Here is a 26,673-nt window from a genome sequence, read left to right as displayed (position 1 = left end):
GTCGGCGCAGCCGCGCCCCGACGGATCGCGAGGATCGCCATGGCTCAGCAGCAGTCGTCCCGGCAACAGCAGATGAGCGAGCGGGACCGCCGCCAACAGGACGCCGAGCGCAACCGGGACTGGGCGGACGACGCCGCGCAGGCCCGCCTACCCGATGATCCCCGGGCGATGGCGCCCCGGGACGCGATCGGACGCCCGTCGACCGGCGAGCCCATCTGACCTCGAAGTCGACGACCGGGCGGGCACCGGCCCGTCAGGTGGCGGCCGGGGCGGGATCACACCCGCCCCGGCCGTCACTGCTCGTGCTCTGGCAACCGCATCAGCGGCGACCGGCCCGGCGGCTGCTCCGGCGGCGGCCCGGACGGGTCGGCCGACGGCACCGGCACGGTCACCGGCTCGTCGAAGGTGACCCGCAGCAGCTGGTCGTGGTGGCGCAACTCCACCACATCGTCCGGGCCACCGTGGCGCAGCGAGTACGTGGTCTGGTGCGGCCGGACGTCCACCCGCAGTGCCAGCCCGCGCCACTGGAGGGAGAACTCCAGCCGGCTGAGCCGGCTGGAGAGCCGGGGCGCGAACGACAGCTCACCGTCGTGGTCCCGCAACCCGCCGAGCCCTCCGACCAGGGCGAGCCACGCGCCGGCCAGTGAGGCCATGTGCACGCCGTCCCGGGTGTTCTCGTTGAGGTCGTGCAGGTCCATCAGCGCGGCTTCGCGCAGGTAGATGTGCGCCAGCTCGGGATGGCCCACCTCGGCGGCGAGCACGGCCTGGGTGCAGGCCGACAGCGACGAGTCGCGCACGGTCCGGCGCTCGTAGTAGAGGAAGTTGCGCACCTTCTGCTCGGGGGTGAACGCGTCCCCCCGCCAGTGCATGGCCAGGACCAGGTCGGCCTGCTTCACCACCTGCTTGCGGTACAGCTCGAAGTACGGGTAGTGCAGCAGCAGCGGGTACTTCTCCGCCGGCGTGTGCGCGAAGTCCCACTCCTCGAGCCGGGTGAAACCCTCCACCTGCTGGTGGACATCGAGCTCCTCGTCGTACGGGACGTGCATCGAGGTGGCCGCGTCCCGCCAGCTCGCCGCCTCCTCGTCGGTGACCCCGAGGTGGAACGCCGCCTCCCGGTAGCGCATCACCACCTCGGCGGCGGCGAGCAGGTTCCGCTGCGCCATCAGGTTGGTGTAGATGTTGTCGTTCTTCACCGCGGTGTACTCGTCCGGGCCGGTGACTCCGTCGATGTGGAACTGCCCGTGCCGGTCGTGGTGGCCGACCGAGCGCCACAGCCGGGCGGTCTCCACCAGCAGGTCGAGCCCGATCTCCTGCTCCAACTCGGTGTCCCCGGTGACCAGCACGTAGCGCCGCAGCGCGTCGGCGATGTCCGCGGCGATGTGGAAGGCCGCGGTGCCGGCCGGCCAGTACCCGGAGGACTCCGGGCCCTCGATGGTCCGCCAGGGAAAGGCGGCACCCTTGAGGTTGAGCGTCTCGGCTCGTTCCTTGGCCTGCTCCAGCGTGCTGTGTCGCCAGTGCAGTGCGTTGCGCACCGCGCTCGGCTGGGTGTAGGTGAGCACCGGCAGGACGAACATCTCGGTGTCCCAGAAGGCGTGCCCGTCGTAGCCGGGGCCGGTCAGCCCCTTCGCCGCGATCGGCCGACGCTCGGCCCGGGCACCGGCCTGGAGCACGTGGAAGAGGCCGAACCGGACGGCCTGCTGCACCTCCGGGTCCCCGTCGACCCGCACATCGGCCGCGTCCCAGAACTCGTCGAGGTAGCCGCGCTGCTCCCGGCAGAGCCCGTCCCAGCCGTCCAGCCGTGCCCCGGCCAGCGCCGCGCCGACCTGGTCACGCAGGGCGGGCAGCGACCGCCGGCTCGACCAGCCGTACGTCAGGTACTTGACCACCCGCAGCTTCTCGCCGGGCTTGAGCACGCAGCCGATCGTGGTGCGGACCCAGTCCTCGTAGCCCTCGGACTCGATGGTGGTGCGGTCTGGCCCGTGCACCTCGTGCTCCATCGCGGCGGCCACCCGCAGCCCGGAGACCTTGGTGCGGTGGATCAGCTGCCCACCGTCCGGGGTGGTCAGCTCCTCCTCGGCGTGCAACGGCGACTCCAGCACCGCGGCGACCCGGGGGTCCTTGCTCTGCGCCGGCAGCGTCTCGTTGGCCACCAGCTCGGACTGCACGATCAGCCGGAGCGGGCCGTTGACGGCCTCCACCTCGTAGTTGATGGCGGCGACCGACCGCTGGGTGAACGACACCAGTCGGGTGCTGCGGACCTTGACCTCCCGGCCGGCCGGCGAGCGCCAGTGCAACTCCCGGTGCAGGGTGCCGGCCCGCAGGTCGAGGATCCGCTCGTGGGCGAGCAGCTCGCCGTAGCGCACGTCGAGCGGCTCGTCGTCGACCAGCAGCCGGATCAGTTTGCCGTTGGTGACGTTGACGATGGTCTGCCCGGACTCGGGGAAGCCGTAGCCGGCCTCCGCGTAGGGCAGGGGGCGCAGCTCGTAGAACGAGTTGAGGTACGTGCCGGGCAGGCCGTGCGGCTCGCCCTCGTCGAGGTTGCCGCGCAGCCCGACGTGGCCGTTGGAGAGCGCGAAGACCGACTCCGACTGGGCCAGCACGTCCATGTCCAGCCGGGTCTCCCGGACGTGCCACGGTTCGACCGGATAGGCCCGTTCCCGGATCACGCGAGACCCCGCTCTCCGGCCGGGCGTGCCGCCGACGGGTGGGCGTCGCCCGCTTCGAGCAGCTCCGCGAGGTCCTTGACCACGATGTCGGCGCCGTGCGCGCGCAGCTCGTCGGCCTGCCCGACCCGATCGACGCCGACCACATAGCCGAAGCCGCCGGCCCGGCCGGCGGCCACTCCGGATAGCGCGTCCTCGAAGACGGCGGCCTGCGTCGCGTCGACGCCGAGCAGTCTGGCCCCGGCCAGGAAGGTGTCCGGGTGCGGCTTGCCGCGCAGCCCTTGCGCCCGGGCGACCAGCCCGTCGACCCGCGCCTCCAGCAGTGGTTCCAGCCCGGCGGCGGCGACCACCTCGCGCCCGTTGGCGCTCGCGGTCACCACGGCCCGACGCAACCCGGCGGCGGTGGACTCCTTCAGGTAGCGCACCGAGCCCGGGTAGACCTCGACACCGGAGCTGCGCAGTCGCTCCAGCAGCAGGACGTTCTTGCGGTTGCCGACGCCGTTGACGGTGTCGGCGTCCGGCGGGTCGTCCGGGCTGCCTTCGGGGAGCACGATCCCGCGGGAGGCGAGGAACGACCGGACGCCGTCGGCGCGGGGCCGGCCATCGACGTAGCGGTTGTAGTCCGGGCCGGGATCGAACGGCTGGAACGGCTCACCGGTCGCCGTGGCCCGCTGCCGCAGGAACTCGTCGAACGTCCGCGTCCAGGCGGCGTTGTGCACCCGGGCGGTCTGCGTCAGCACACCGTCCAGATCGAAGAGACAGGCGGTCACATGAGCAGGTAGGCCCAGCACGCTACGAATCTAACCACCCAGCCAGGCCGCCAAACCCCGTTTCCGCCGCCGCCGGCGCGGCTCACTGCGGCCGCAGCGTCCAGACCACGGTCATCGCCGAGGTGAGCGTGCCGTCCTCAGTGGCGATCTCCACCTCGACCGGGAACTCGGGCCGCTGGCCAGACTCCAGCTCTTCGATCACCTCGAGAGCCGGCCGGCCGAGCCGCGCGGTGGCCAGCACCGGCCCCAGTGCCAGCTTGCGGTAGGCGATCTCGGCCCGGACGGCGAGCGGCACGGCTCGGTCCAACAGCTGCCCGAAGGCGGCCAGCACCACCGCGCCGGAGGCCGTCTCACCGAGGGTGAACATGGCCCCGGCGTGCGGCCCGCCGACGTGGTTGTGGGTGGCCGGCGAGTCGGGGAGCCGGACGACTGCCCGCACCCCGCCCTCCGCCTCGGGGGCCACCTCGACGATTTCGAAACCGAGCGTACGGGCGAACGGCACCGCTTCCAGCAGGCCGGCCGCCACCTGGCGAGAGTCGATGGTCATGCCCTGACGCTACTCGCGGGTAACTTGCCGAGGCAAGGCCGGCGTGGGTTCGGCCGGTGTTCATTGTTCAAACATTCGCCAGCCACCAGCGGATCACCCATTTCCACTAGCCCCCTCGGCGCACACGAAAATTGTCGAATGCGGCAAGCCGAATCACGTGAACAGCCGGCGAATAACCGGGGTTCCCGCATCGGAATCTGTGGGCTATACGCCTGATCAGAGCGCCTCCCGGAGGGCGGCCGGGGCAACGCAGAGTGCTATAACCTGGCGCGGAACTGGAGGAATGAATGACGACGACGCCCGCAGCCATCACACAAAAGCTACACATCCCCGCCTTGACCGGATTGCGCTGGTTCGCTGCTCTCGCTGTTTTCTTTCATCACTCGGCAGCGCACGAGTCGCTGCCGGATCCGGTCCGCCGGATCATGGGAGCGGGCAGCAACGGCGTCACTTTCTTCTTTCTCTTGTCGGGGTTCGTCATCGCGTTGAACTACTTCGACAGTGCCACTCGGCCGACCCCTCGCAGCACCTGGAACTACCTGATCGGTCGGCTGGCCCGGGTCTACCCGCTCTATCTGCTGGTCCTCGTCGTCGTCTGGCTGGCCGTGGACGACCACTCCAACGTGAGTCGGTTCCTCATCCAGGTCCTCGCCCTGCAGTCCTGGCATCCGTCGCTCGTCGTCACGTACGGCATCAACGCACCGGGCTGGTCGATCGGCGTCGAGTTCTTTCTCTACGCCTGCTTCCCGCTACTGGTGTTGGCGCTGCGTCCGATCGCCAACAACGCCAAGGCTCTCCTCGCCGTGGCCGTGGCGGCGATAGTCGCGGCCTTCGTACTCGCGGCGTTGTTCCAGCACTTCCGCAACGGTCTGCCCGCCACGAACCCGTTCAGTGCGCACCGGTGGCTCTACCGAACGCCCGCCAGCCGCCTGGGGGACTTCACGCTCGGCATGGTGGCGGCACTGCTCCTCCGCCAGGCCAAGCGGTCGTGGCCCGCGTCGGCCGCCCGGGATCGGGTGCTGTCGCCGTTGCTCACCTGGCTTCCCCTCGCGGCGACCCTGCTGCTGATGGCCTGGCCCGGCCGGACCCACTACTACGCCAGTTACGACGCGATGTGGATGCTCCCCGGAGTGCTGCTCTTCTTCGGCCTGAGCCAGTATCCGCAGTCCGCGCTCGGCCGCTTTCTCAGCACCCGGCTCGTCGTGTTTCTCGGCGAGGTTTCCTTCGCCTTCTATCTGGTGCATCGCCCGCTGATGCAGGTGGTCGGTGCAGCGTCGTGGGTGGACGACAGCTTCATGGCCTACTTCACCAAGATGACGCTGCTCGTCGTCTTCATCACTGCGGTCGCGACCGCCTGCCACTTTCTCTGGGAGCGGCCGGCCCAGCGGTTCGTCAACCGCTGGCTGAGGATCAAGTCGCCGGCCGCGCCCAGCAGCAGGCCCACCACGCCTGCGTGATCGACAAGGGTCGTCAGAGGTTGCCGATGGTCCGCAGGATCTCCGCGTAGAAGTTGCCGTCGATGCTGCGGAAGAAGGCGAAATCCTGCCCCGGGTCGCCGAAGAACGGACGCAGCGTCCAGGCCAGTTGGGTGCCGACGAAGCCGAAGAGCAGGATCCAGATGTAGAGCAGGGTCATGCTGGCCGGCCGCTGCGTCGGCTCGGCGCGCCGTGCCGGCGGGTTGCCCCACGGGCGCTGCGGCTGCGCGTAACCGGGCGGCAGCATGCCGGGCGGGAAGGAAGCAACGGCCGGCTGCCCGGCCCACTGGGCCGGGACCTGCGCCGGGACCTGGGCCGGGACCTGCGCGGCGGGCGACGCCACGTCGGGGGTGGCGCCGTTCGGGACTGCACCGGCCGACCCGGCCGCCGCCGCTCCGGCCGGCACGGCCACCGGCTCGGCGACCTGGCCAGCCACCGGGGCGGCAGCGGGCGCCGTGCCTGCGGGCACGGCGGCCGGCACGGCCTGCGCCGGGGCCTGAGCCTGGGTCTGGGCCGCCTCCGGGGCGAGCAGACCGTGGTCGTTGAGCACCTGCATGCCACCGGTCAGGAAACGCAGCCCGACCAGCGCCGACAGGGTCAGGATCGCCACGTTGAGCAGCTTGAAGAAGCCGTAGTCGGGCGCGGTGATCAGGAAGAAGAGGCTGATCGGCGCGAACGCCACCGCGAGCATCGAGGTGACCGTGATCGCCACCATCACCAGCGCCAGCGACTGGCGCACCGAGAGCCGGGCACCGAAGACCAGGTTGAACAGGTAGAGCGTGGGCAGGCAGATGGCCAGCGTGACGAGGAACAGCAGCGGCAGCTTCAGCGCGGAGGTCAGCGCCATCAGCGGGCTGTGGAAGGCGCCCAGCACCGCACCGTAACAGGCGAGCGCGATGGCGGAGCTGGCCAGCATCCGCCCGGTCATCGCGTTCAGGTCACGCTCGGCCACGATCTGCTGCCAGATGCCCTGCCGGTCGCGCAGGATGCGCTCGATGACGAGCGGGCTGGGACGATCACCCGACATGGGTGGACCCCTCTCGGTGGTCTTTAAAGTGGACTGGGTGCGCAGACGGTAGGACACCGGGTGGCGCCTCCGCCACCCCGCTCCGGCGTGTCAGCGCCACCCCACGTCGATCCGGGCTCCGCGCTCGTCGAAGAAGTGCAACGCGTCCATCCGGACCGAGACGGCGAGCGCGTGGCCGGCGGCAACCGCCGGGTACGGCGCCAGCCGCACCGCCAGCTCCGCCGGCCGGCGGTGGTGTCGGCCCGGATCGGGGAGCACGCTGGTCCGGGTGCCACCACCCGCCGCGTCTTCCGCCTCCACGGGCCTGCCGGTGAGCCGCTGCATCACCGAGCCGAACCGGCGCAGGCCGCGCTGACCCACCGGCGCCGGGTCCAGCCGCGTGCCCACTTCGTCGACCACGATCGCGGTCGCCCCGATGTCGAGGAACGCCAGTGACTCGTGCCCGTGGTGCTCCAGGTAGCGGATCCGACCGCGCAGCACGTCGCCGGGGCTGTCCGGGGAAACCGGGGTGAGCGCCTCGGCCCGCATGCCGACGACGATCCGCTCACCGTGGTAGTGCGCGATCGCCCGGCTGCGGATGTCGTCCCAGGGCAGGTAGAGCGACTGCTCGCCGAGGTTGAGCGTGACGTACCGGTCGAGGTGGACGTAGACCGACGCCTCCAGCAGGTTCATCCTCGGGCTACCCAGGAAGGCGGCCACATAGAGCGTCGCCGGCCGGCCGTACACCTGGGTGGGGGTGCCCACGTCCTGGAGCACGCCGCGACGCATGATGGCCACCCGGTCGGCCATGGTGAGCGCCTCGGCCTGGTCGTGGGTGACGTAGACGGTGGTGACGCCCAACTCCCGGGTCAGGCCCGAGATCTCCGCGCGCAGCTCGGCGCGCAGCCCGCTGTCGAGGTTGGACAGCGGCTCGTCCATCAGGAACAGCCCGGGTCGGCGGACGATCGCCCGGCCCATCGCGACCCGCTGCCGCTGCCCGCCGGAGAGCTGGCCGGGCTTGCGGGCCAGCACGTCGCCGATGCCCAGCGCGCTGGCCACGTCGCTGACCCGCTCACCCCGCGGTTCCGGCTCCACCCCGGCCAGCCGCAGCGGAAACGCGATGTTGTCGCCGACGGTCATGTGCGGATAGAGCGCGAAGTCCTGGAAGACCATGGCGATCTTCCGATCCCGCGGCGGCAGGTCGTTCGCGAGTCCCCCGTCGAGCAGCACCGCGCCCTGGGTCGGATCCTCCAGCCCGGCGATCATCCGCAGCACCGTGGACTTGCCGCAGCCGGACGGGCCGAGCAGCACCATGAACTCGCCGTCGTTCACGTCCAGATTGACGCTGTCGACGGCCAATGTGCCGTCCTTGAAGATCTTGGTGACATCCTTGAGCGCGACGGTGGTCACCGTCTCCTCCCCCAGCTCGTCGACCGAACCCCACAAGACTGTGACCAGGATCATTGAATTAGCACATCGGGTGAACGTCTCATGTTCGATCGATGACGCTGCAATTAAGCGACACAAGGCCGGCGCCGAACGCGATCAACAGCGCGGCGACAGGCCTACCGACTCGCCCAGAAACACCCGGCGCACCACCCGCTCCGCCGCGCGCCCGTCGTCCAGCGCGCAGAACCGGCCCCGGAAATGCTCGCGGGCCTTGGCCGCCGCGTCCGAGCGCAGCGCGTCGGTACGGAACAGGTCGAGCAGGTCGGCGAAGGTGACGGCCACCGCGCCCGGCGGCTCCGCCGTGACGTCGAAGTAGACCCCCCGGGCCAGCCGGTACGCCTCCCAATCGGGGGCGTAGAGCACGATCGGCCGGTCCAGCACCGCATAGTCGAACATCGCCGAGGAGTAGTCGGTGACCAGCACGTCGGCGATCAGGTAGAGGTCCTCCACCCGCTGGTAGCCGCTGACGTCGCGGACCCGCTCCCGGTCCACCGCCCGGCGGGGGCGGCGATCCCGGTCATGGAAGTAGTGGCTGCGCATCAGCAGCCGGCCGGAGTCACCCAGCACGTCGACGAACCGGTCGGGGTCGAACGGCGGCCGGTAGCCGGGCAGATGCTCGCGGTGCGTCGGGGCGTACAGCACCACCTGCTCGTCGGGGCCGAGGCCGAACTCCGCACGCAGTCGGCGCACCTCGTCCGGGCTGGCGGTGGCCAGCCGGTCGTTGCGCGGGTAGCCGACCTCCAGGGTGGTGTACGTGGCCGGGTAAGCCCGGTCCCACATCTGGGTGGAGAAGCTGTTCGCGCTGACGCTGTAGTCCCAGCGGTCCACCCGGCGCAGCAGCCCGGCGAAGTCCATCCGGCCCGCCCCGATCGGATAGCGCTGCTGGTCCAGCCCCATCACCTTGACCGGCGTGCCGTGGTGGGTCTGCACGTGCACCTGTTCCGGCCGCTTACGGACGAAGTCCGGGAAGTTGACGTTGTTGACCAGCCAGCGGGCCCGGGCCAGCGCCCGGTAGTAGGCCGGGGTGCCGGCGATGACGTACTCCGCCCCGGCCGGCACGCTGTCCACCCGGTCCCGGCGCACGATCCACACCCCCCGCACCCCCGGCGCCAGCCGGCGGGCCACCTCGTAGATCGCCGCCGGGTTGCAGGCGTACCCCCGATACCAGTAGGCCGCGTACACCGCGAGCGTCGGATCCACCGGCCGGCGCAGCTCCGCCCGGTAGTACTCGTACAGCAGGCCGTCCCGCGTCAGCCGGGCGCCGCGCCGGGCCGCCGGGCCGACCCGGCGACGCGCCGTACGGACCTTCCGGCGGGCGACATCGCGGGTCCGGCTGGCGGTCCGCAACGCGCTGAACGTCCGCCAGCGGCCGGCGGCGACCAGCCGATGCTTGATCCCCTCCACCCCGTCCGGCACCGGATAGCCGCCGTCCGGCAGCCAACGGGCGTAGTCCGCCGTGATCTGCGCGAAGAAGGCGGGCCGCAACTCCGGAGCGATCCGCTGACCGTTGCCGAGCACGGTCAGGTAGTGCCAGATCATCCGCTCGAAGACCGCAGGGCGCAGAGCGCCCACCGCCGGCCCCCAGGAATCCATCAGGTGGAAGACCCGGTGCCACTGCGGAAACACCTCGAAATGCCGGTCACCCCGGGTCCGGGTAATCGCACCGGCGCGACGCTGCCGGTAGTTGACGCAGACGAGGTCGAGTACGCCGATCCGCTGCGCCGCCATCAGCACCGGGTAGCTGAACGAGACATCCTCGTACCAGCCGGGCGCGAAACGCAGACCCAACTCGACCAGGAACTCCCGGCGGACCAGCCGGTTCCACGCGGTGTGCAGCAGCCGCATCGCCTCCGGCCGGTCCCGCAGCCGGAAGGGGGCCGCGCCGGGCGACTCCGGGAACACCTCGGCCATCGCGCTACGGGTGACGGTGTCGTTCCAGTGCGTCCGGACATGGTCGACCAGCAGCACATCCGGCCGGGTGGCCCGCAGCCGCTCGGCCACCTCCGACAGGCACTCCGGTGCCAGCCAGTCGTCGCCGTCGAGAAACCACACGTACTCGCCGACGGCCCGGTCCAGCCCGACGTTGCGGGCCGGACCGAGGCCGACGTTCTCCGGCAGCCGGACTGACCGGACCCGCTGGTCGCGGGCCGCGTACTCATCGATGATCTCGCCGCTGGCGTCCGGTGAGCAGTCGTCGATGGCGATCACTTCGAGGTCGGTCTCCGGCTGGCCGAGGATCGAGTCGAGGCACTCGCGCAGGTATCCCTGCACCCGGAAGGCCGGTACCACGAAACTGATCAGGGTCATCCGGCCGTCCCTCCGTCAGCGCGGCGCGGCCCCTCCCGCGCCCACCGGCGCGGCCGACGCCCGCGCGCTACGGGCCGGCCGGACGAACCAGGCCAGGACGGCGCTCGCCACGAAAACCACGAGAAGGTACGTACCGAGTGTAGCCATTCCGATACTCACGATTCCGGCAATCGCGGCGAGGGCCAGCAGCACCGAACGTCCCTCCCAGCCCAGCGTGGCCGGGTGCAGCGGTGGTGCCGCCTGCCGCTTCTCCAGCCGGGCCGTCAGGTCGTAGTGGTGCACGGTGAGCACGAAGACGTAGCCGAAGATCAGCCACCCCGGCGCCCCGCCGACCACCCCGACCGCAATCGCGAACAGGTACTCGGCGGCCCGCAGCGCGGCGGGCACCAGCCAGTCCAGCGGGCCGTTGTGCGCGGCCCCGGAGCCCAGGCCGCCGACCAGCAGCACCAGCAGCGCCACCGGCACCGCCCACCGCAACCCGTCGGGTACGTCGGTGAGCAGCGCCGCGACCAGCAGAGCCGCCGAGCCGAGCGCGGCGATCACCGCCAGGGTGAGCGGCCCCATCGGGCGGACCACCGGCAACCGGCGGGCCAACGGACCGTCGTCGCGGTGCAGGGTGGCATCGACGGTGTCCAGCACCGGCACCCACATCCAACGGGCCCGCAGCGTCCGCAACGCCCCGGTGTACGCGAATGCCAGCGCACCCCAGACCAGCACCGCGATGAGGCTGACCAACGGGTTGAACAGCGCCACGGTCAGCGCGATCAGCGCCCACCGCTCGCCGATCGGAAAGACCACGGTCCGCTTCAGCCAGTACGACAGCGAGCCGGTGTCCGCCTGCACCCGGGTCGACGCGGCGTTCAACCGGTCACCGATCCCACCACTGGCACCCGTCGCCGCCCGTGGCCGGCGAGCCGCCTCGTCGTGCAGCACCCCGTACCAGGTGTCGGTCATGTGGCGGACGGTCTGCAACGTCATCGTGGCGATCGCCAACGCCCAGCCGTTGCCCAGCCCGGCGTGGCTCACCCCGAAGCCCAACCCGGCGTAGACCAGGTACTCCTTGGCCCGGTCGGCCATCGTGTCCAGCCAGCCACCCCAGGCGCTGAAGTGCCGCGTGTAGCGGGCCAGTTGGCCGTCGACGCAGTCCAGCACGAAGCCGAGGTAGAGCAGCACGGCGCCGCTGACCAGCGCGGGTCGACCGCCGACCCCGAACAGCACCGCAGCGGCCAACGCGAAGAGGACCGAGATCACCGTCACCCCGGTCGGGGTGAGCCGGAGCCGGGCCGACAGCCGGACCACGTACGGCGACCAGGTGCTGACGAAGTAGGTGGAGAAGAAGTCGTCCTTCTCCTTCACCGACAGCCGCAATTCGGCCCGGTCCTCGTCGACCGCGGTCACCGCAGCCTCGGCCGCGGCCAGCCCGGCCGCGTCGTCGACCCGGTGCGCGACGAGCAGGCGTACCCGCTGGGCGAAGATCAGGGTGCCGAGCGCGGCGAGACCCGCGACGAGCCGGTCCACGGCGGACCCGGGGCCACCGGCCGCGACCGGCGCGGGACGCTCGCCCGCGTCGGGCCGCCCCGTCCCGGGGGCGGGCTCGAACGGCGCGACGTCCCCGGCCGGGCCGAGCGGGGTGGCGATGGGCAGCAGGCCGATCGCTGCCGCCCGGGCAGCGGCGGCGAGGTTCGGCAGGTCGTCCACGCCGACCCGCAGCGCGCCGCCGAACACGCCGGTGGCGTCGCCGTCGAGAGCGTCCACCGCGCCGGCGTCGACGATCTGGCCGCGCTCCTCACGCACGGCGGTCCGCCCGGGTACGGGTGGGTCGCCGAGCACCAGCGCCACCGTCGGCCCCACCGGGCTGGTGGCCAGGTGCCGCAGCACGGCGGTGTGTGCGACCAGGTCGGTGCCGGTGACCAGCAGCGGACCGGTGGCGGAGTCGGCCAGCGCGGCCAACTCGTCGAGGTTGGCGGCGAAGCGCACCTCGTCCGCCCCCGCCCGGCGCAACTGGTCGGCGAGCCGGTCGGCCAGCGGCTCGCCGGTCGCGGTGGTCAGGCCCGCCGCGGGCGTCCCGGCGGCGAGCACGATCGCGACCGTCACCGCGGGACCGCGGCGTGGTACGCGTCGAGCGCCTCGGCGATCGTGCCGTCGAGCGTCAACCGGCCCGCGTCGAGGTACAACCCCCGACGGCAGAACCGGGTCAGGTCCTTTTCGTTGTGTGACACCAGCACGAGCGTGCGCCCCTCCCCGAGCAGACGATCAATCGTCGCGTAACACTTCTTGCGGAACTCCGCGTCCCCGACCGCGGTCACCTCGTCCATCAGCAGGATCGGGTGCGGCAGGTGCGAGATGATCGCGAAACCGAGCCGCACCTTCATCCCCGACGAGTAGTGCCGAACCGACGTGTCGATGGCCCGTTCCACCTGCTCGCCGGCGAACTCGACGATCTCGTCGAAGTGCCGCTTCAGATAGCCCGTCGACAGTCCGTGCAGCCCACCGACCAGGTGCAGGTTCTCCCGCCCGGTCAGGTCGTTGGAAAAACCGGCGGAGAGCTCCAGCAGCGGGGCCACGGCGCCGTGCACCCGGATGCTGCCCTCGTCCGGAATGAGCACTCCGGCGATCAGCCGCAGCAGGGTGCTCTTGCCGGTGCCGTTGCGGCCGATCACCCCGACGGTCTCGCCCGGCTCGACAGTGAACGACACGTCGCGCAGCGGCCAGAACTGGCCGGGCAGGGCACCGCGCCCACCCCGGTGGATGAACAGCTCCCGCAGCCGCAACTGGCGGCGACGGTTGCGGACGAACCGGATGCCCAGGCCGTCGGCCTCGATGATCGGCGCGTCCATTCAGAGTTCCTTGAGCACGGCGGGTTCCAACCGGCGGAACGACCACCAGCCGGCGGCCAGCACCAGCAGGCTGACGGCGACCGTGGTGGCGAGCAGCCGGGCGTCCGGGAACTCGTCCGGGTACCAGATCGCGTGGTGCAGCTGGAAGATCCCGACCAGCGGGTTCAGCTCGTACAGCACCTTCAGCCATCCGGGCAGGCCGGACTCCCGGACCAGGCTGAGCGGGTAGATGATCGGCGTGGCGTAGAAGAGCACCCGAATGATCAGCCGCATGAGCCGCTCCACGTCGCGCATCAGCACGTTCCACGCGGAGAGCAACAGCGCGAGCCCCACCAGCAGGACCGCCTGGACGGCCACCGCCAGCGGCAGGGAAAGCAGCGACCAGCCCAGGTGGATCCGGCCGTGCGCCACGTAGATCACCGCGATGGCGATCAGGATCGGCAGGCCGGCCGCGTACTCGGCGAACCGGCCGGTGACCCGGCCGATCGGGAAGACCTGGCGCGGCACGTTCATCGTGGTGATCAGCCGGGACTGGCCGGTCAGGGCGTTGGTCGCCTCGCTCAGCGCCGAACTGGTCCACATCCAGGCGAAGATTCCGGTGATCAGGAACAGCGGGTACGACCCGGCCGCCTCGCCGAGGTGCCGCCCGGTGTCCCGGGAGTAGAGCACGCCGAAGACGAACCAGTAGATGGCGCCCATGCCCAGCGGCTCGATCAGCGACCAGAAATAGCCCAGCACCGACTGCTGGTACTTGACCGCCAGGTCGCGCCTGACCAGGATTCGCAGCGAGTTGCGGTGCGACCACAACGCCGCGACGCCAGAGGTCACCGCAGCCTCCCGCCTCCTGAAACGGACGACAGGTTAGCAGTCGGTGAACGAATCCCCCGAGTCGGCCAGACTCAGCATTCGATCACGTTGACGGCCAGTCCGCCGCGCGCCGTCTCCTTGTACTTGACCTTCATGTCGGCGCCCGTCTCCCGCATGGTCTTGATGACCTTGTCCAGCGACACCGCGTGCACCCCGTCGCCGCGCAGCGCCAGCCGGGCGGCCGTGATCGCCTTGATGCTAGCCACCGCGTTCCGTTCGATGCAGGGGATCTGCACCAGGCCACCCACCGGGTCGCAGGTCAAGCCGAGGTTGTGCTCCATCCCGATCTCGGCGGCGTTCTCCACCTGCTCCGGGGTGCCGCCCAGCGCCTCGGCGAGCCCCGCCGCGGCCATTGAGCAGGCCGAACCGACCTCACCCTGACAGCCGACCTCCGCGCCGGAGATCGACGCGTTCTCCTTGAACAGCACGCCGATCGCCCCGGCCGCCAGCAGGAACCGCACCACGCCGTCGTCGGTGGCACCCGGCACGAACCGGGTGTAGTAGTGCAGCACCGCCGGGATGATCCCGGCCGCGCCGTTGGTCGGCGCGGTGACCACCCGGCCGCCAGCGGCGTTCTCCTCGTTCACCGCGAGGGCGAACAGCGTCACCCAGTCCATCACGCGCAGCGGGTCGGTGGTCCCGGTGTCCGCCTCCAGGCTGCGCCGCAGCTCCGCCGCGCGCCGCCGGACCTTCAACCCACCCGGGAGTACGCCGTCCCGCTCGCAGCCGCGCTCCACGCACTCCCGCATCACCCGCCAGATCTCCAGCAGGCCGGCCCGGATCTCCGCCTCGCTGCGCCAGGAGCGCTCGTTGGCCAGCATCACCTCGCTGATCGACAGGCCGCTCGAGGTGGTCACCTCCAACAGCTGCGCCCCGGTCAGGAAGGGGTACCGCACCTTGGTGCTGTCCGGCTTGATCCGGTCCGCGCCGGCAGCCGCCTCGTCCACCACGAAGCCGCCACCGACCGAGTAGTAGGTGCGGCTGCGCAGCTCAGCGCCGGCCCTGTCGTACGCCACGAAGGTCATCCCGTTCGGGTGGTACGGCAGCGACCGGCGGCGGTGCAGGGTCAGGTCCCGGCCCGGGTCAAAGTCGATCTCGTGCGCGTCCAGCAGGCTGATCCGCCGCTCGGCCCGGATCCGCTCGACCCGAGGGCCGACGGTGTCCGTGTCGACCGTCTCCGGCGCCTCACCGGCCAACCCGAGCAGCACCGCCCGGTCGCTGCCGTGGCCGTGCCCGGTGGCACCCAGTGAGCCGAACAGCTCGGCCTGCACCCGCGTCGTGTCGGTGAGCAGCCCGTCGGCCTTGAGCCCGGCCGCGAAGGTGCGAGCGGCCCGCATCGGCCCCACGGTGTGCGAGCTGGACGGCCCGATGCCGACGCTGAAGAGATCGAAAACACTGATCATGGCTGCGCTTCCTCGCCGTCGTCCCGTCGTGCGGGATCCGGCCCTGTCGTGGCCGCCCGGTCAGGTGGCCCCGCTCGTGGCCGCCCGGTCGGGCGGCCGCTGGTCACCCGGGGTGTGGGTGCCCAACCAGCGAGCCTACCCGCCCAGCTCACCGCCGACCCGGCCAGCGCGACGCGGCCACCTGACCGCCGCCCACCCGCCGTCTCACCGCCACCTTCCCGCAGCATTCCGGCGCCCCAGCGCACACGGCCCGCCCGGCCGCCCGCCCGCTCGCCCGCTCGCCCGCTCGCCCGCTCCAAGATCACGCTCGATCCTGGTTGTAGTGGTCTCCTCCCGCCCCAAGGCCACTACATCCAGGATCGAGCACGATCTCGCGCGGGGCGCGGGGCGCGGGGCGCGGGGCGCGGGGCGCGGGGCGCGGGGCGCGGGGCGCGGGGCGCGGGGCGCGGGGCGCGGGGCGCGGGGCGCGGGGCGCGGGGCGCGGGGCGCGGGAGGCGTTGGAGCGGGGCCGCACGGGTAAGTACCTACGGGTCCACGGGTTGCCGATCCTCCTCGGGACGGAGGGCAAGGTGGCCGCACTTTTCTACCGTGGATTGCAGACGCGGCGTTCCGCCGCAGAGTGGGAGTACGACGATGAGTCGCAAACTGGTCCGGCCCCGCCAGGGGCGCATGCTCGCCGGTGTCTGTGCTGGCCTCGGTCAGCGGTTCGGCATGTCCGCCGGGATGGTTCGGCTGCTGTTCCTGCTGTCGCTTCTGCTGCCCGGCACCCAGGTGATCGTCTACCTGATCCTCTGGATCCTCATGCCCAACGAGGACCGCTACCTCGCGTCGACCCGGCACTGACCCGCCCCCGCAGCACGCAGCACTGCCCCACCCGGACCACACCACCGGGCTGAGGCCGCCCCGACGGGCTGGGAGGCCACAACATCAGGGATGTTGTTGCTTCCCGAGCGCCGCAAGCAGCAACATCCCTGATGTTGCGCGGATCTTGCACAGAGCGCGAGGCACGGGCGATGCGGATCTTGCGCTGAGGCGTTGGAGAGTGCTGTTGGGCACGCACGGAATCGCCCGTCCCGACGAACATCGGGGCGGGCGATTCGGCGTACGGGGTGCGGTCAGGGGGCGGTGTAGGTGACCGTGATCCGCTGGTAGCCGAGGGAGCGCAGCAGCCCCTCCAGCATTTTGCGGGTGTTCTCCTCGGCCCGGGCCGAGAGCCCGCTGTCCCGGGCGGCGGCGGTGATCCGTTCCTCGGCGAGCTGGTAGACCTGCTGCTGCCGGTTGGGGTCGTTGCCGACCAGGTCACCGAGCCGGTTGAGCAGACCGCGCTGCTCGGCGAAGACGTAGCTCTTCTCCAGGTCGAGGTTGGTCTGGCCGAGCTGCGGCGCGGGCAGCTTGATCTCGACCGAGGTGCCGTCGGCGGACTCGACGATCGCACCATCACCGATCTTGGCGAAGTCGACGTACGCCTCGACGCTGCCCGCCCCGACGAACAGGGTGCGCTCGTTGAGCAGGAAGTCCGGAACGTTGCGCCGGTCGTTCTGGGTGTCGACCACGACCTGGAAGTTGCCCTCCGCGGCCACGTAGCGGCTGAGGTCCTGGATGGACTTCAGCAGCGGCGGCTGGCTGCGGTCGGTCTGCTCCTTGGCGAACGGGTTGCGGAACTCCGGCAGGAGGCCGGTCGCCTGGACGCCGAGCAGCACCACCACGGCCAGCGCGGCAGCCCCGAGCAGCAGGAGCAGACCACGCGCCGGCCCACCGTTGCCACCGGTCATCGGGTCGCCGGAGCCGCCCGGTGTGTCCGTGGTCGACTCGGGTGTCACGGCCGACCGCTCCTTGAGGTCGTCGCCGGTCGGGTAACCGGGGAACTCCCTCGTGGGCTCGTTGATGCCAGCGTCGCGGGCCATCACGCTCACCGTCCTCGTCAGACACGTCGTCTGTCAATGACGGTACGGCCCCGGTACGACAGCCGCGCGTCGAGCGCCCGGAATGTGCAAACGGGCAGGTCAGGCGAAGGCGGAGAGCCCGGTGAGCCGCTGCCCGACGACCAGTTGGTGGATCTCCGAGGTGCCCTCGTACGTCAGCACGCTCTCCAGGTTGTTCGCGTGCCGCATCACCGGGTACTCACCGGAGACGCCGTTGGCGCCGAGGATGGTGCGGCACTGCCGGGCGATGGCCAGGGCCTCCCGCACGTTGTTCAGTTTGCCCACGCTGACCTGATCGGGCCGCAGTCGACCGGCGTCGGCGAGCCGGCCCAGGTGCAGAGCGAGCAGCTGCCCCTTCACCAACTCGACGGCCATGTCGGCGAGCTTGGCCTGGGTGAGCTGGAAGCCGGCCAGCGGACGACCGAACTGCGTGCGGGTGGTGGCGTACGCCAGGGTGGTTTCCAGGCAGTCCCGGGCTGCGCCGACCGCGCCCCAGACGATGCCGTACCGGGCCTCGGTGAGGCAGCTCAGCGGGGCCTTGAGCCCGACCGCCTCGGGCAGTTGGGCGTCCGCCGGGAGCCGGACGTCGTCGAGCACGATCTCGCCGGTCACCGACGCGCGCAGGGACATCTTGCGGCGGATCTCCCGGGCCGTGACACCGGGCGTGTCCATTGGTACGGCGAAACCCCGCACGCCGGCGTCGGTGCGCGCCCAGATCACCGCGACATCGGCGATCGGCGCGTTGGTGATCCACATCTTGCCGCCGCTGAGCACCCAGTCGTCGCCGTCACGGCGGGCCCGGGTGGCCATCGACGCCGGGTCGGAGCCGTGGTCCGGCTCGGTCAGGCCGAAGCAGCCGATCGCCTCGCCGGTCGCCATCGGCGGCAGCCAGCGCTGCTTCTGCTCCTCGCTGCCGTAGCGCCAGATGGCGTACATGGCCAGCGAGCCCTGCACCGAGACCAGCGAGCGGATGCCCGAGTCGCCGGCCTCCAGTTCCTGGCAGGCCAGCCCGTACGCGACCGCGGAGGCGCCAGCGCAGCCGTAGCCGGTGAGGTGCATGCCGAGCAGCCCGAGCTTGCCGAACTCCCGGGCCAGCTCGCGGGCCGGCACCCGGCCCTCCTCGTACCAGTCGGCGACGTGCGGCCGCACCCGGTCGTCGATGAGCTGGCGTACGACGTCGCGGATCTGCCGCTCCTCCTCGGTGAGCGACGGGTCCAGGTCGAGCAGGTCCAGCGGAGCGGTCATGGACGCCACCTTAACGAAGACTCAGGCCAGCGGGTGGGGGCGCGTCACTCGATCGGTTCGGAGAGCACCAGCACGCGAGCGTGGATCTGGTTGCGCTGTTGCAGGGCGGCACGCAACGCCCGGTGCAGCCCGTCCTCCAGGTAGAGCCCGCCGTTCCACTGCACCACGTGCGGAAACAGGTCGCCGTAGAAGGTGGAGTCCTCGGCGAGGAGCTTGTCGAGCGCCAACTCACGCTTGGTGGTGATCATCTGGTCCAGGCGCAGCGGTCGCGGCGGAATCTCCGCCCACTGCTTGAGCGTCAGGTTGTGCTCCGGATAGGGACGCCCGTCCCGGACCGCTCTGAAGATCACGACGGCACGCTCCCCTCCCCGTGGCCGGGCCGACCGACGGCGCCGAGCCGGGCCGCGGCGAGCACCGCGCGGCGCGGCACCGATGACGGTGCCAGCCTAGCCGCCCAGCGCACACCGCGTTCTGCTCCCTGATGTCAGTTTCGCTACCGCTCGTCCGATCCTTACTAGGACGAACGGGACGCCGCGCTCAACTCCACCGGCCGCGCCGCACCACCTCGTTCACCGGACGACGCCCACGGCGCAACGATGGTGACCGATGGTCGGGTGCTCGGTAACCGATTGTGACGGCACCGATGGGTTGGTACTCCGTCGGCACCCCGAAGGCGTCGCGGTAGGCGGGCAGCCGTTGCGGCGGGATGCCGAAGAAACACGCCCCCAGACCCTCGTCCACCGCGGTGAGCAGCATCAGCAGCGCGGCGAAGCCGCTGTCCACGTACCAGTAGGGCACCGGCCAGCGGTCGGTGGACCGGTCCGTCCAGCCCTTGTCCGGCTCCGCGTACCGCTGCAGGTAGGCCGACTCGTTGGCGTGCGGCACCACGATCAGCGGCGCCCGGCGCATCCCGGCCAACCAGCGCTCCCGCCCGCCGGTGTCGGGCGTGGTGGCCGCCCAGAACCGCTCCCGGTCGGCCGCCTCCTCCAGCACCAAGAAGCCCCAGCCCTGGGCGAACCCGGCCGACGGGGCGCGGACCGCGTGGTCGAGCAGCCGGTCGACCACGTCGGGCGGGACTGGGCGGTCCGGGTCGTAGTTGCGCACCATCCGCCGGCGCCGGACGACCTCGGCGAACTCCATTCCGCTCCCCCCGTCGGCTCGGTCAGGCCCCGGGCCGGATGCCCCAGGCGCCCCGCCAGGTCGTGCCGGGCTTGAGCGTGAGCAGGTCCTTGCCGGAGCGGAACGCGTCCGGCGGGCAGGTCATCGGCTCGATCGCCACCGAGCGGCGGTGCCGAACGCCCGTGAGAGCATCCCCGGTGAACACCTGCCACCAGCCGAACTCCTGGTCCGCCCAGATGCTCACCCCGGCCGAGCCGTCCGGGGCCGCCAGGCTCACCGACGAACCGCCGTCGGCGTCGGGGATCACCTGACCGAAGCAGAGATCCAGTCGGGCAGCGCCGATCCGGCGCGGGCTGGTCCAATCGAACTCGGTGCCGGCCACCGGGGTCGCCCCGACCGGCAGCAGCCGCCCGTCCACCAGCAGCCGGGTACGGGTCGGCAGCCGCATGACCAGGTCGTCCACCGCGACGCCCGGCAGCTGCAGGTACGGGTGCACGGAGAAGCCGAACGGCGCCAGCTCACCACCGGTGTTGGTCACCTCGTGCTCGGCGCGCAGTCCGTCCGCGCCGACGCTCCACCGGCTGCGCAGCCGCAGCGGCCACGGGTAGCCGGGCTGCGGCGGCAGGTCGTAGCCGACCGTCACCGCGTCCGCCGACTGCTCCAGCAGCCGCCACGGCACCCAGTTGACCAGCCCGTGGATGGCCACGTGCCGCTCCGGCTCGGTCAGCGGGAGTTGGTGGGTCCGATCCCCGAACGGGTAGCGACCATCCCGGATCCGGTTCGGCCAGGGGGCCAGCACCTGCCCGGCGCAGCCGGGGCAGACCTCGTCGACCTGGTACCCGTCGACCAGGTCGACACCGTCATGCCGGTACGTCCGCAACCCGCCGCCGACCTCCACGATGACGGCCTCGTGGCCGGCCGCGGAGATGGTCCACTGAGCGCCGGAGAACGGACGCCGATCGGGGCTTTCCATGCCGGCGACCCTAACCGGTCACGTCCGGTCGCCGCTCGACGCCGTAGCGGCCCGGTAGCGCAGCAGCGCCGGGAAGGCGGCCGCGAGCACCACCACGAGCACCGCCGAGGCGAGCCCGCCGGCCACCCAGGCCACCCCGCCACCGAACCCGGCGGCCATGGTGCCGGCCCGCAGGTCACCCAGGCGCGGACCACCGGCCACCACCACCGTGTTGACGCCCTGGAGTCGGCCGCGCATCCGGTCCGGCGCGTACACGAGCAGCATGGACTGGCGCAGCACCGCGCTGACCAGGTCGGCGGCACCGGCCACGGCGAGCAGCAGGACCATAAGCCAGAGCTGGTGGGCCAGCCCGGCCGCGGCGATCGCGAGCCCCCAGGCGACCACCGCGACCACCAGGCCGAGCCCCTGCCGGCGGAGCCGACCGATCCAGCCGGAGGTGAGCCCACCGATCATCGATCCGATGGCGATGGCGGCGTAGAGCAGGCCGACCGCGCCACCGCCGCCGAACCGCTCGTGGGCGATCTCCGGGAAGAGCGCCCGCGGCATGGCCAGGATCATGGCGATCAGGTCCACCCCGAAGGAGAGCAGCAGCACGGGCGTGGTGGCCAGGTAGCGGAACCCGTCGATCACGCTGGCCAGCCCGGCGCGGCGGGGCTCGCCGTCGTCGGTCGGCTCGGGGGGCAGTGAGGGCAGGCGCAGCGCGGCCCAGAGCATCGCGGTGAACAGCAGCGCGTCCACCCCGTACGCGATCGGCAGGACCACCGCGGTGTCCGGCGAGGCGGCGAGGATCAGGCCGGCGGCGAGCGGGCCGGCCACCGAGGCGGCGGTGAAGGTGGTGTAGTTCAGGGTGCTGGCGGCCGGCACCAGATCCGCCGGCACCAGCCGGGGCAACATGGCGCTGCGGGCCGGTGAGCTGATCGCGAACGCCACCGACTGCACCGCCATCAACGCCAGCAGTAGCACCGGGCTGCCCACGTCCAGCAGCGCCTGGACCAGCAGACCGATAGTGGACGCCCAGAGCAGGACCGACCCGCCGAGCAGCACCACCCGGCGGTCGCGGGCGTCGGCGACCGCGCCACCCCAGAGACCGAAGACCAGCAGCGGTACGAAGGCCGCCACGCCGAGCAGGCCGACCCAGAACGAGTCCCTGGTCAGCGCGTACATCTCCACCGGCACCGCGACGGCCGTGAACTGGAAGCCGAACATGGCCACGGTGTTGCCGAGCCAGAGCCGCCGGTACGCCGGCACGCGAAGCGGACGTACGTCGATCGCCCAGCGGCGCGCTCCGCGCGGCCGGGCCTCCTGCACCCCCGTCACGGCGCCAACCGCTCGACGGTCCAGCTCTCGCCCTCGGTGCGGGGGCCGTCGGGCGGACCGTCGCCGGGTGGGCCGTCGTCAGTGCGGCGGAAGCGGAGCCGGTCGTGCAACCGGCCGGCCCGGCCCTGCCAGAACTCCACCGACTCGGGCCGGACCCGCAACCCACCCCAGTGCGGCGGGGTCGGGATGACGGCCTCGTCGGCGAACCGCTCGGCCGCCGCGCGGTAGCGCTCCTCCAGCGCGGCCCGGTCCGGCACCACCTGGGACTGCGGGCTGGCCCAGGCGCCCAACTGGGAGGCGCGCGGGCGGCTGGCGAAGTACGACTCGACCGCCGCCCGGTCGACCGGCGCGATCCGCCCGGTGACCAGCACCTGACGCTGCATCGGGAACCACGGGAAGACCAGGCTGGCGTACGGGTTGGCCGACGCCTCGACGCCCTTGCGGGAGAGGTGGTTGGTGAAGAAGACGAAGCCGTCCGGGTCGTACCCCTTGAGCAGTACGGTCCGCCCGCTCGGCCGGCCGGCGGCGTCGGCGGTGCCGACCACCATCGCGTTCGGTTCGGGTAGCCCGAAGGCCACCGCGTCGGCGAACCAGCGGTCGAACTGGGTGTGCCAGTCGGCGGCCAGGTCAGCTTCGGTCAGGCCCAGGTCCGCGGCGTACTCGTTACGCATCGCGGCCGGGGCGGGTGTGTCGCCCGTCACGTCCCCACTCCTTCTCGGCGGCCTGGTCGGCGCCCTCCCGCGCTGGCCAGCCCGCACCGCCCAGTCTCACTGAGCGGCGCGGAGAATGCGCGTCCGGGGATGTCATGTGCAGCACAGTCGCAGCGGGTCGCGTATCCGGTTACTCACCAGGCAAGATGTTCCGAACACATCCCTGAGGGTCGCCTAAGGCGCTCGGCCGACCGGGCCGGATGAGCTGATCGGGCGCACCGACCAGATCCAGGAGAGCGACATGGCCGATTTCAAACCCGGGCTGGAGGGCGTAGTCGCCTTCGAGACCGAGATCGCCGAACCGGACCGTGAGGGTGGCGCGCTGCGCTATCGCGGGGTCGACATCGAGGATCTGATCGGCCAGGTCTCGTTCGGCAACGTCTGGGCGCTGCTGGTCGACGGCCGGTTCGGGCCGGGCCTGCCGCCGGCGGAGCCGTTCCCGGTGCCGGTGCACTCCGGCGACATCCGCGTCGACGTGCAGTCCGCGGTCGCCATGCTGGCCCCGTACTGGGGGCTCAACCAGCTGCTGGACATCTCCGACGAGCAGGCCCGCGAGGACCTCGCCCGGGTCTCGGTGACCGCGCTCTCCTTCGTCGCCCAGTCCGCCCGGGGCCTCGGCCTGCCGGCGGTGCCGCAGAAGGAGATCGACAAGGCACAGACCATCGTCGAGCGGTTCATGAAGCGCTGGCGGGGCGAGCCCGACCCGCGGCACGTCAAGGCCGTTGACGCGTACTTCATCTCGGCCGCCGAGCACGGCCTGAACGCCTCCACCTTCACCGCCCGCATCGTCGCCTCCACCGGGGCGGACGCGGCGGCCTGCATCTCCTCCGGCATCGGCGCCCTCTCCGGCCCGCTGCACGGCGGGGCCCCGTCCCGGGTGCTCAGCATGCTGGAGGCGGTGGAGCGCAGCGGTGACGCGGAGGGCTACGTCAAGGGCGTGCTGGACCGCGGCGAGCGGCTGATGGGCTTCGGCCACCGGGTCTACCGGGCCGAGGACCCGCGCGCCCGAGTGCTCCGGCGCACCGCCAAGGAGCTGGGCGCGCCGCGCTTCGAGATCGCCGAGGCGCTGGAGAAGGCGGCCCTGGCCGAGTTGCAGGCCCGCCGCCCGGACCGGGTGCTGGCCACCAACGTCGAGTTCTGGTCGGCCGTGGTCCTGGACTTCGCCGAGGTGCCGGCGCACATGTTCACCTCGATGTTCACCTGCGCCCGGATGGGCGGCTGGAGCGCGCACATCCTGGAGCAGAAGCGCCTGCAGCGGCTGGTCCGTCCGTCCGCCCGGTACATCGGCCCGAACACCCGCAAGCCCAGCGAGGTCGAAGGCTGGAGCGCCATCCCGCACGGCGTCTGAGCGGTAAGAAAGGGCCCCTCCTCTACGGCGGACGTAGAGGGGGGCCCTTCCCAACCGCCGTCCGAGCGGTCGGCGCCGGGTGTGGCGAAGGACTCAGGCCGTCCCTCGGGACCCCGCCTGCCCCGCGCGGGTCAGGGTGCGAGGATGAGGGTCGGCAGTGTCGCCGGATCGCCGGTCGGATCCCGGCTGCCGTGCGCCCGCGTACGCGCCCGCCGCCGGTCCGCACCGAGCCCGCCCTCGCCCTTGCGGAAGGACCTTCAAGACCGTGGCTGACGCACCGCTCATCCGGATTCCCGACGAGATCAAGCCCGCCGACGGACGCTTCGGCTGCGGCCCGTCCAAGGTCCGGCCGGCGGCCGTGTCCGCCCTCGCCGAGGTGGCGACCAGTTACCTGGGCACCTCGCACCGGCAGAAGACGGTCCGCGACCAGGTGGCTCGGCTGCGCGCCGGCATCGCCGAGTTCTTCTCGCTGCCCGAGGGCTACGAGGTGGTGATCGGCAACGGTGGCACCACCGCGTTCTGGGAGGTCGCCACCTTCGGCCTGATCCGGGACCGGGCGCAGTTCGCCAGCTTCGGCGAGTTCGGCGCCAAGTTCGCCAAGTCGGTCAAGGACGCCCCGTTCCTGGGCGAGCCGACCGTCCGCAAGGCCGACGCGGGCACTGCGCCGACCCTGGTCGCCGAGGCCGGCGTGGACGTCTACGCGACGCCGCAGAACGAGACCTCGACCGGTGTGGCGGTGCCGATCAGCCGGGTGGCCGGGGCGGACGAGGGCTCGCTCCTGCTGGTCGACGCCACCTCGGGCGCCGGCGGCCTGGAGGTCAACGTCGGCGAGACCGACGTCTACTACTTCGCGCCGCAGAAGTGCTTCGGCTCCGACGGTGGTCTCTGGCTGGCCCTGATGTCGCCGGCCGCGCTGGACCGGGCCGCCGAGATCAAGGCGTCCGGGCGGTACATCCCCGCCTTCCTCGACCTGGTCACCGCGATCGACAACTCGCGGCTGGAGCAGACGTACAACACCCCGGCGCTGGCCACCATCTTCCTGGCCGCCGAGCAGACCGACTGGATGAACGCGCAGGGCGGGTTGGCCTGGGCCGCCAAGCGCACCGCCGAGAGCGCCGCCACGGTGTACGGCTGGGCGGAGCGGTCCACGGTGGCCACTCCGTTCGTCACCGACCCGGCGCTGCGGTCCAACGTGGTCGCCACCATCGACTTCGCGGACGGGGTGGACGCCACCGCGATCGCCAAGGCGCTGCGCGCCAACGGCATCGTGGACACCGAGCCGTACCGCAAGCTCGGTCGCAACCAGCTGCGGGTGGCGTTGTTCCCGGCCATCGAGCCGGCCGACGTCGAGGCGCTGACGGCGTCCATCGACTACGTGGTCGAACGGCTCTGAGGATCGTCACGGACGGTGTTCGTCGGGGCCCCGGCGGACACCGACCGTGATCATCGTTGCAGCTCAGTCGCGACATGCGGGGTGTCGCTTCCCCCACCCCGAGACAGATGCGCGTACGGTGGTCCGAGACGCCTGGGTGGCCGACTCGTGGCGTGCGGCCAGCGAAGCGGGACGGAGGCAACGCTATGCGCCCAGTACGCTTCGTCGCCCTCTCCGAGGACGGCCATGCCCTGGTTCTCGCCGACGAGGTCGGGCGGCTGCTCGCCCTGCCGATCGACGAGCGGATCGCCGGCGCGATGCACGCCGAGCCGGGTGCCCCGCCGCTCGCGGCGGCACCGACGGCTGCCGACCCGATCCCCTCACTGTCCCCTCGGGACATCCAGGCCCGCATCCGCTCCGGTGAGTCCGCCGAGGACGTCGCCCGGATCGCCGGGGTGCCGGTCGACCGGGTGCTGCGCTACGCCGGCCCGGTGCTCCAGGAGCGGGCGATGCTCGCCCAGCACGCCCGCCGCACCCGGCTCAAGGGCGCGGAGAAGCCCACCCCGCTCGCCGAGGTGGTCAACGGCCGGCTGAGCCAGCACGGCATCGACACCGAGAAGATCTCCTGGGACGCGTACCGGCGCGACGACGGCACCTGGCGGATCATCGCCACCTGGCCGTCCGGCAAGGCCACCGCACAGGCGATCTGGGATCTCGACAAGACCCGGCAGGCGGTCACCCCGCACGACGACATGGCGCAGTACCTGTGCGCCGAGCGACCCACGCCGATCCTCGGCCAGGAGCCGGCGCCGGAGCGGGGCGGGCACTCCCTGCCCGGTCCGTCGCGCGGTGAGCCGAGTCGCGGCGGGCACGGGCTGCCGGCGGCGTCCGAGCACCCGCGCACCGGCCGGGACCCGATCCGGGCCGGGCGGGACGCGCTGCTCGCCTCGCTGGACCGCCCGCTCGGCGCCTCGTCGGGCCGCGGCCTGGAGCCGCGTACCCCGGCCGCCCTTGCCGGCTCGGACGCACCCCGGCAGCGGCCGGTCGGCGGTGGTGCCGCGGCACTGCTCGGCGGCGGCCAGGGGTCGGCCTTCGACGACGACTCGGACGCGCCCAAGGAGGTGCCGGCCGTGCCGTCGCTGGCGGTGCTGCGGCCCCGCCGGACTGGCGCGGCGGCGGCCGGTGGCGAGTCCACCGACGCCAACGGCAAGCCGCGCAAGCGGCTGCCGAGCTGGGACGACGTGCTCTTCGGCAGCGGTCCGGCCGCCCGCGAGTCCTCCTGACGCTTCGCGTTGACGGGTGGCGGTTCGCCACCCGTCGGCGCGAGGCACTCGAAGTGCCCC

Annotated in this window: 23 protein-coding genes; 6 read left to right on the top strand and 17 right to left on the bottom strand. The window is 71.8% G+C overall.

Going from position 1 to position 26,673, the window contains the following annotated elements; all coding sequences use genetic code 11:
- Nucleotides 1-39: 39 nt before the first annotated feature.
- Entirely contained in the window at nucleotides 40-219 is a 180-nt protein-coding gene (locus tag OG470_RS09855) for a hypothetical protein (RefSeq protein WP_328422914.1), read from the top strand.
- A 74-nt stretch (nucleotides 220-293) separates the two neighbouring features.
- Here OG470_RS09855 and OG470_RS09850 read toward each other — a convergent pair whose 3' ends face one another.
- The 3 genes from OG470_RS09850 to OG470_RS09840 all read right to left on the bottom strand — a co-directional run bounded on the left by OG470_RS09850 (nucleotide 294) and on the right by OG470_RS09840 (nucleotide 3,980).
- A complete protein-coding gene (locus tag OG470_RS09850; RefSeq protein ID WP_328422912.1) occupies nucleotides 294-2,666 on the bottom strand; it encodes a glycoside hydrolase family 65 protein in 2,373 nt (790 codons plus the stop codon).
- A complete protein-coding gene (locus OG470_RS09845) occupies nucleotides 2,663-3,454 on the bottom strand; it encodes an HAD family hydrolase (protein WP_328422910.1) in 792 nt (263 codons plus the stop codon). The genes OG470_RS09850 and OG470_RS09845 overlap by 4 nt, the downstream gene beginning before the upstream one ends.
- A 61-nt stretch (nucleotides 3,455-3,515) precedes the next feature.
- Complete coding sequence (locus OG470_RS09840; protein ID WP_328422908.1) at nucleotides 3,516-3,980, bottom strand: DUF4442 domain-containing protein; 465 nt, start codon at nucleotides 3,978-3,980, stop codon at nucleotides 3,516-3,518.
- Nucleotides 3,981-4,315: 335 nt separating this feature from the next.
- Between OG470_RS09840 and OG470_RS09835 the strand changes: the two genes are divergently transcribed.
- On the top strand, nucleotides 4,316-5,437 hold the full coding sequence (locus OG470_RS09835; RefSeq protein ID WP_328422906.1) for an acyltransferase family protein: 1,122 nt from the start codon (nucleotides 4,316-4,318) through the stop codon (nucleotides 5,435-5,437).
- 13 nt (nucleotides 5,438-5,450) lie between these two features.
- Here OG470_RS09835 and OG470_RS09830 read toward each other — a convergent pair whose 3' ends face one another.
- The 7 genes from OG470_RS09830 to OG470_RS09800 all read right to left on the bottom strand — a co-directional run bounded on the left by OG470_RS09830 (nucleotide 5,451) and on the right by OG470_RS09800 (nucleotide 15,324).
- Complete coding sequence (locus OG470_RS09830; protein WP_328422904.1) at nucleotides 5,451-6,482, bottom strand: hypothetical protein; 1,032 nt, start codon at nucleotides 6,480-6,482, stop codon at nucleotides 5,451-5,453.
- A gap of 90 nt (nucleotides 6,483-6,572) precedes the next feature.
- Nucleotides 6,573-7,871 carry an ABC transporter ATP-binding protein gene (locus OG470_RS09825; protein WP_328426257.1) on the bottom strand — a complete coding sequence of 433 codons (1,299 nt, stop codon included), beginning with the start codon at nucleotides 7,869-7,871 and terminating at the stop codon, nucleotides 6,573-6,575.
- A gap of 135 nt (nucleotides 7,872-8,006) precedes the next feature.
- Nucleotides 8,007-10,217 carry a bifunctional glycosyltransferase/CDP-glycerol:glycerophosphate glycerophosphotransferase gene (locus OG470_RS09820; RefSeq protein WP_328422902.1) on the bottom strand — a complete coding sequence of 737 codons (2,211 nt, stop codon included), beginning with the start codon at nucleotides 10,215-10,217 and terminating at the stop codon, nucleotides 8,007-8,009.
- A gap of 15 nt (nucleotides 10,218-10,232) precedes the next feature.
- On the bottom strand, nucleotides 10,233-12,311 hold the full coding sequence (locus tag OG470_RS09815; RefSeq protein ID WP_442931077.1) for a DUF5941 domain-containing protein: 2,079 nt from the start codon (nucleotides 12,309-12,311) through the stop codon (nucleotides 10,233-10,235).
- Complete coding sequence (locus OG470_RS09810; protein ID WP_328422900.1) at nucleotides 12,308-13,054, bottom strand: ABC transporter ATP-binding protein; 747 nt, start codon at nucleotides 13,052-13,054, stop codon at nucleotides 12,308-12,310. Before OG470_RS09810 ends, OG470_RS09815 begins: the two co-directional genes overlap by 4 nt.
- Nucleotides 13,055-13,882 carry an ABC transporter permease gene (locus OG470_RS09805; protein WP_328422898.1) on the bottom strand — a complete coding sequence of 276 codons (828 nt, stop codon included), beginning with the start codon at nucleotides 13,880-13,882 and terminating at the stop codon, nucleotides 13,055-13,057.
- A 71-nt stretch (nucleotides 13,883-13,953) separates the two neighbouring features.
- A complete protein-coding gene (locus OG470_RS09800; RefSeq protein ID WP_328422896.1) occupies nucleotides 13,954-15,324 on the bottom strand; it encodes an L-serine ammonia-lyase in 1,371 nt (456 codons plus the stop codon).
- Nucleotides 15,325-15,957: 633 nt separating this feature from the next.
- On the opposite strand from OG470_RS09800, the gene OG470_RS09795 reads away from it, so the two are divergent.
- A complete protein-coding gene (locus OG470_RS09795) occupies nucleotides 15,958-16,167 on the top strand; it encodes a PspC domain-containing protein (protein WP_328422894.1) in 210 nt (69 codons plus the stop codon).
- Between the two features lie 272 nt (nucleotides 16,168-16,439).
- Here OG470_RS09795 and OG470_RS09790 read toward each other — a convergent pair whose 3' ends face one another.
- From OG470_RS09790 to pdxH, 7 genes are all read right to left on the bottom strand, one after another.
- Nucleotides 16,440-17,231: a DUF4230 domain-containing protein gene (locus tag OG470_RS09790; RefSeq protein ID WP_442931186.1), complete on the bottom strand. Its 792-nt coding sequence runs from the start codon at nucleotides 17,229-17,231 to the stop codon at nucleotides 16,440-16,442.
- Between the two features lie 96 nt (nucleotides 17,232-17,327).
- Nucleotides 17,328-18,491, bottom strand: coding sequence for an acyl-CoA dehydrogenase family protein (locus OG470_RS09785; RefSeq protein ID WP_328422890.1), 1,164 nt, complete (start codon nucleotides 18,489-18,491; stop codon nucleotides 17,328-17,330).
- A gap of 44 nt (nucleotides 18,492-18,535) precedes the next feature.
- Complete coding sequence (locus tag OG470_RS09780) at nucleotides 18,536-18,841, bottom strand: type II toxin-antitoxin system VapB family antitoxin (protein WP_030329612.1); 306 nt, start codon at nucleotides 18,839-18,841, stop codon at nucleotides 18,536-18,538.
- Between the two features lie 187 nt (nucleotides 18,842-19,028).
- Nucleotides 19,029-19,631, bottom strand: a complete 603-nt coding sequence (locus tag OG470_RS09775) for a nitroreductase family protein (RefSeq protein ID WP_328422888.1) — start codon at nucleotides 19,629-19,631, stop codon at nucleotides 19,029-19,031.
- Nucleotides 19,632-19,653: 22 nt separating this feature from the next.
- Complete coding sequence (locus OG470_RS09770; protein ID WP_328422886.1) at nucleotides 19,654-20,583, bottom strand: aldose 1-epimerase family protein; 930 nt, start codon at nucleotides 20,581-20,583, stop codon at nucleotides 19,654-19,656.
- 18 nt (nucleotides 20,584-20,601) lie between these two features.
- Complete coding sequence (locus OG470_RS09765) at nucleotides 20,602-21,900, bottom strand: MFS transporter (RefSeq protein WP_328422884.1); 1,299 nt, start codon at nucleotides 21,898-21,900, stop codon at nucleotides 20,602-20,604.
- Nucleotides 21,897-22,571, bottom strand: a complete 675-nt coding sequence (gene pdxH, locus OG470_RS09760) for a pyridoxamine 5'-phosphate oxidase (protein ID WP_328426253.1) — start codon at nucleotides 22,569-22,571, stop codon at nucleotides 21,897-21,899. The genes OG470_RS09765 and pdxH overlap by 4 nt, the downstream gene beginning before the upstream one ends.
- Nucleotides 22,572-22,851: 280 nt before the next feature.
- Here pdxH and OG470_RS09755 point away from each other — a divergent pair, with 280 nt between their 5' ends.
- The 3 genes from OG470_RS09755 (at nucleotide 22,852) to sepH (ending at nucleotide 26,613) form a co-directional block, all read left to right on the top strand.
- Nucleotides 22,852-23,958: a citrate synthase 2 gene (locus OG470_RS09755; RefSeq protein ID WP_328422882.1), complete on the top strand. Its 1,107-nt coding sequence runs from the start codon at nucleotides 22,852-22,854 to the stop codon at nucleotides 23,956-23,958.
- 265 nt (nucleotides 23,959-24,223) lie between these two features.
- On the top strand, nucleotides 24,224-25,351 hold the full coding sequence (gene serC / locus OG470_RS09750) for a phosphoserine transaminase (RefSeq protein WP_328422880.1): 1,128 nt from the start codon (nucleotides 24,224-24,226) through the stop codon (nucleotides 25,349-25,351).
- 185 nt (nucleotides 25,352-25,536) lie between these two features.
- Nucleotides 25,537-26,613: a septation protein SepH gene (gene sepH / locus OG470_RS09745; RefSeq protein ID WP_328422878.1), complete on the top strand. Its 1,077-nt coding sequence runs from the start codon at nucleotides 25,537-25,539 to the stop codon at nucleotides 26,611-26,613.
- Nucleotides 26,614-26,673 lie beyond the last annotated feature (60 nt).

The sequence above is a fragment of the Micromonospora sp. NBC_00389 genome (assembly GCF_036059255.1).
Classification (GTDB): Bacteria; Actinomycetota; Actinomycetes; order Mycobacteriales; family Micromonosporaceae; genus Micromonospora.
The sequence above is the reverse complement of the archived record's forward strand: the minus strand, read 5'-3'. Positions and strand labels throughout refer to the sequence as shown.

What these genes read in the sequence shown, in the direction of transcription:
- OG470_RS09820 (WP_328422902.1), bottom strand. Translation starts at nt 10,217, where the DNA reads ATGACCCTGATCAGTTTCGTGGTACCGGCCTTCCGGGTGCAGGGATAC.
- OG470_RS09755 (WP_328422882.1), top strand. Translation starts at nt 22,852, where the DNA reads ATGGCCGATTTCAAACCCGGGCTGGAGGGCGTAGTCGCCTTCGAGACC.
- OG470_RS09795 (WP_328422894.1), top strand. Translation starts at nt 15,958, where the DNA reads ATGAGTCGCAAACTGGTCCGGCCCCGCCAGGGGCGCATGCTCGCCGGT.
- OG470_RS09800 (WP_328422896.1), bottom strand. Translation starts at nt 15,324, where the DNA reads ATGATCAGTGTTTTCGATCTCTTCAGCGTCGGCATCGGGCCGTCCAGC.
- OG470_RS09810 (WP_328422900.1), bottom strand. Translation starts at nt 13,054, where the DNA reads ATGGACGCGCCGATCATCGAGGCCGACGGCCTGGGCATCCGGTTCGTC.
- OG470_RS09855 (WP_328422914.1), top strand. Translation starts at nt 40, where the DNA reads ATGGCTCAGCAGCAGTCGTCCCGGCAACAGCAGATGAGCGAGCGGGAC.
- pdxH (WP_328426253.1), bottom strand. Translation starts at nt 22,571, where the DNA reads ATGCGTAACGAGTACGCCGCGGACCTGGGCCTGACCGAAGCTGACCTG.
- OG470_RS09775 (WP_328422888.1), bottom strand. Translation starts at nt 19,631, where the DNA reads ATGGAGTTCGCCGAGGTCGTCCGGCGCCGGCGGATGGTGCGCAACTAC.
- sepH (WP_328422878.1), top strand. Translation starts at nt 25,537, where the DNA reads ATGCGCCCAGTACGCTTCGTCGCCCTCTCCGAGGACGGCCATGCCCTG.
- OG470_RS09785 (WP_328422890.1), bottom strand. Translation starts at nt 18,491, where the DNA reads ATGACCGCTCCGCTGGACCTGCTCGACCTGGACCCGTCGCTCACCGAG.
- OG470_RS09840 (WP_328422908.1), bottom strand. Translation starts at nt 3,980, where the DNA reads ATGACCATCGACTCTCGCCAGGTGGCGGCCGGCCTGCTGGAAGCGGTG.
- OG470_RS09830 (WP_328422904.1), bottom strand. Translation starts at nt 6,482, where the DNA reads ATGTCGGGTGATCGTCCCAGCCCGCTCGTCATCGAGCGCATCCTGCGC.
- OG470_RS09770 (WP_328422886.1), bottom strand. Translation starts at nt 20,583, where the DNA reads ATGGAAAGCCCCGATCGGCGTCCGTTCTCCGGCGCTCAGTGGACCATC.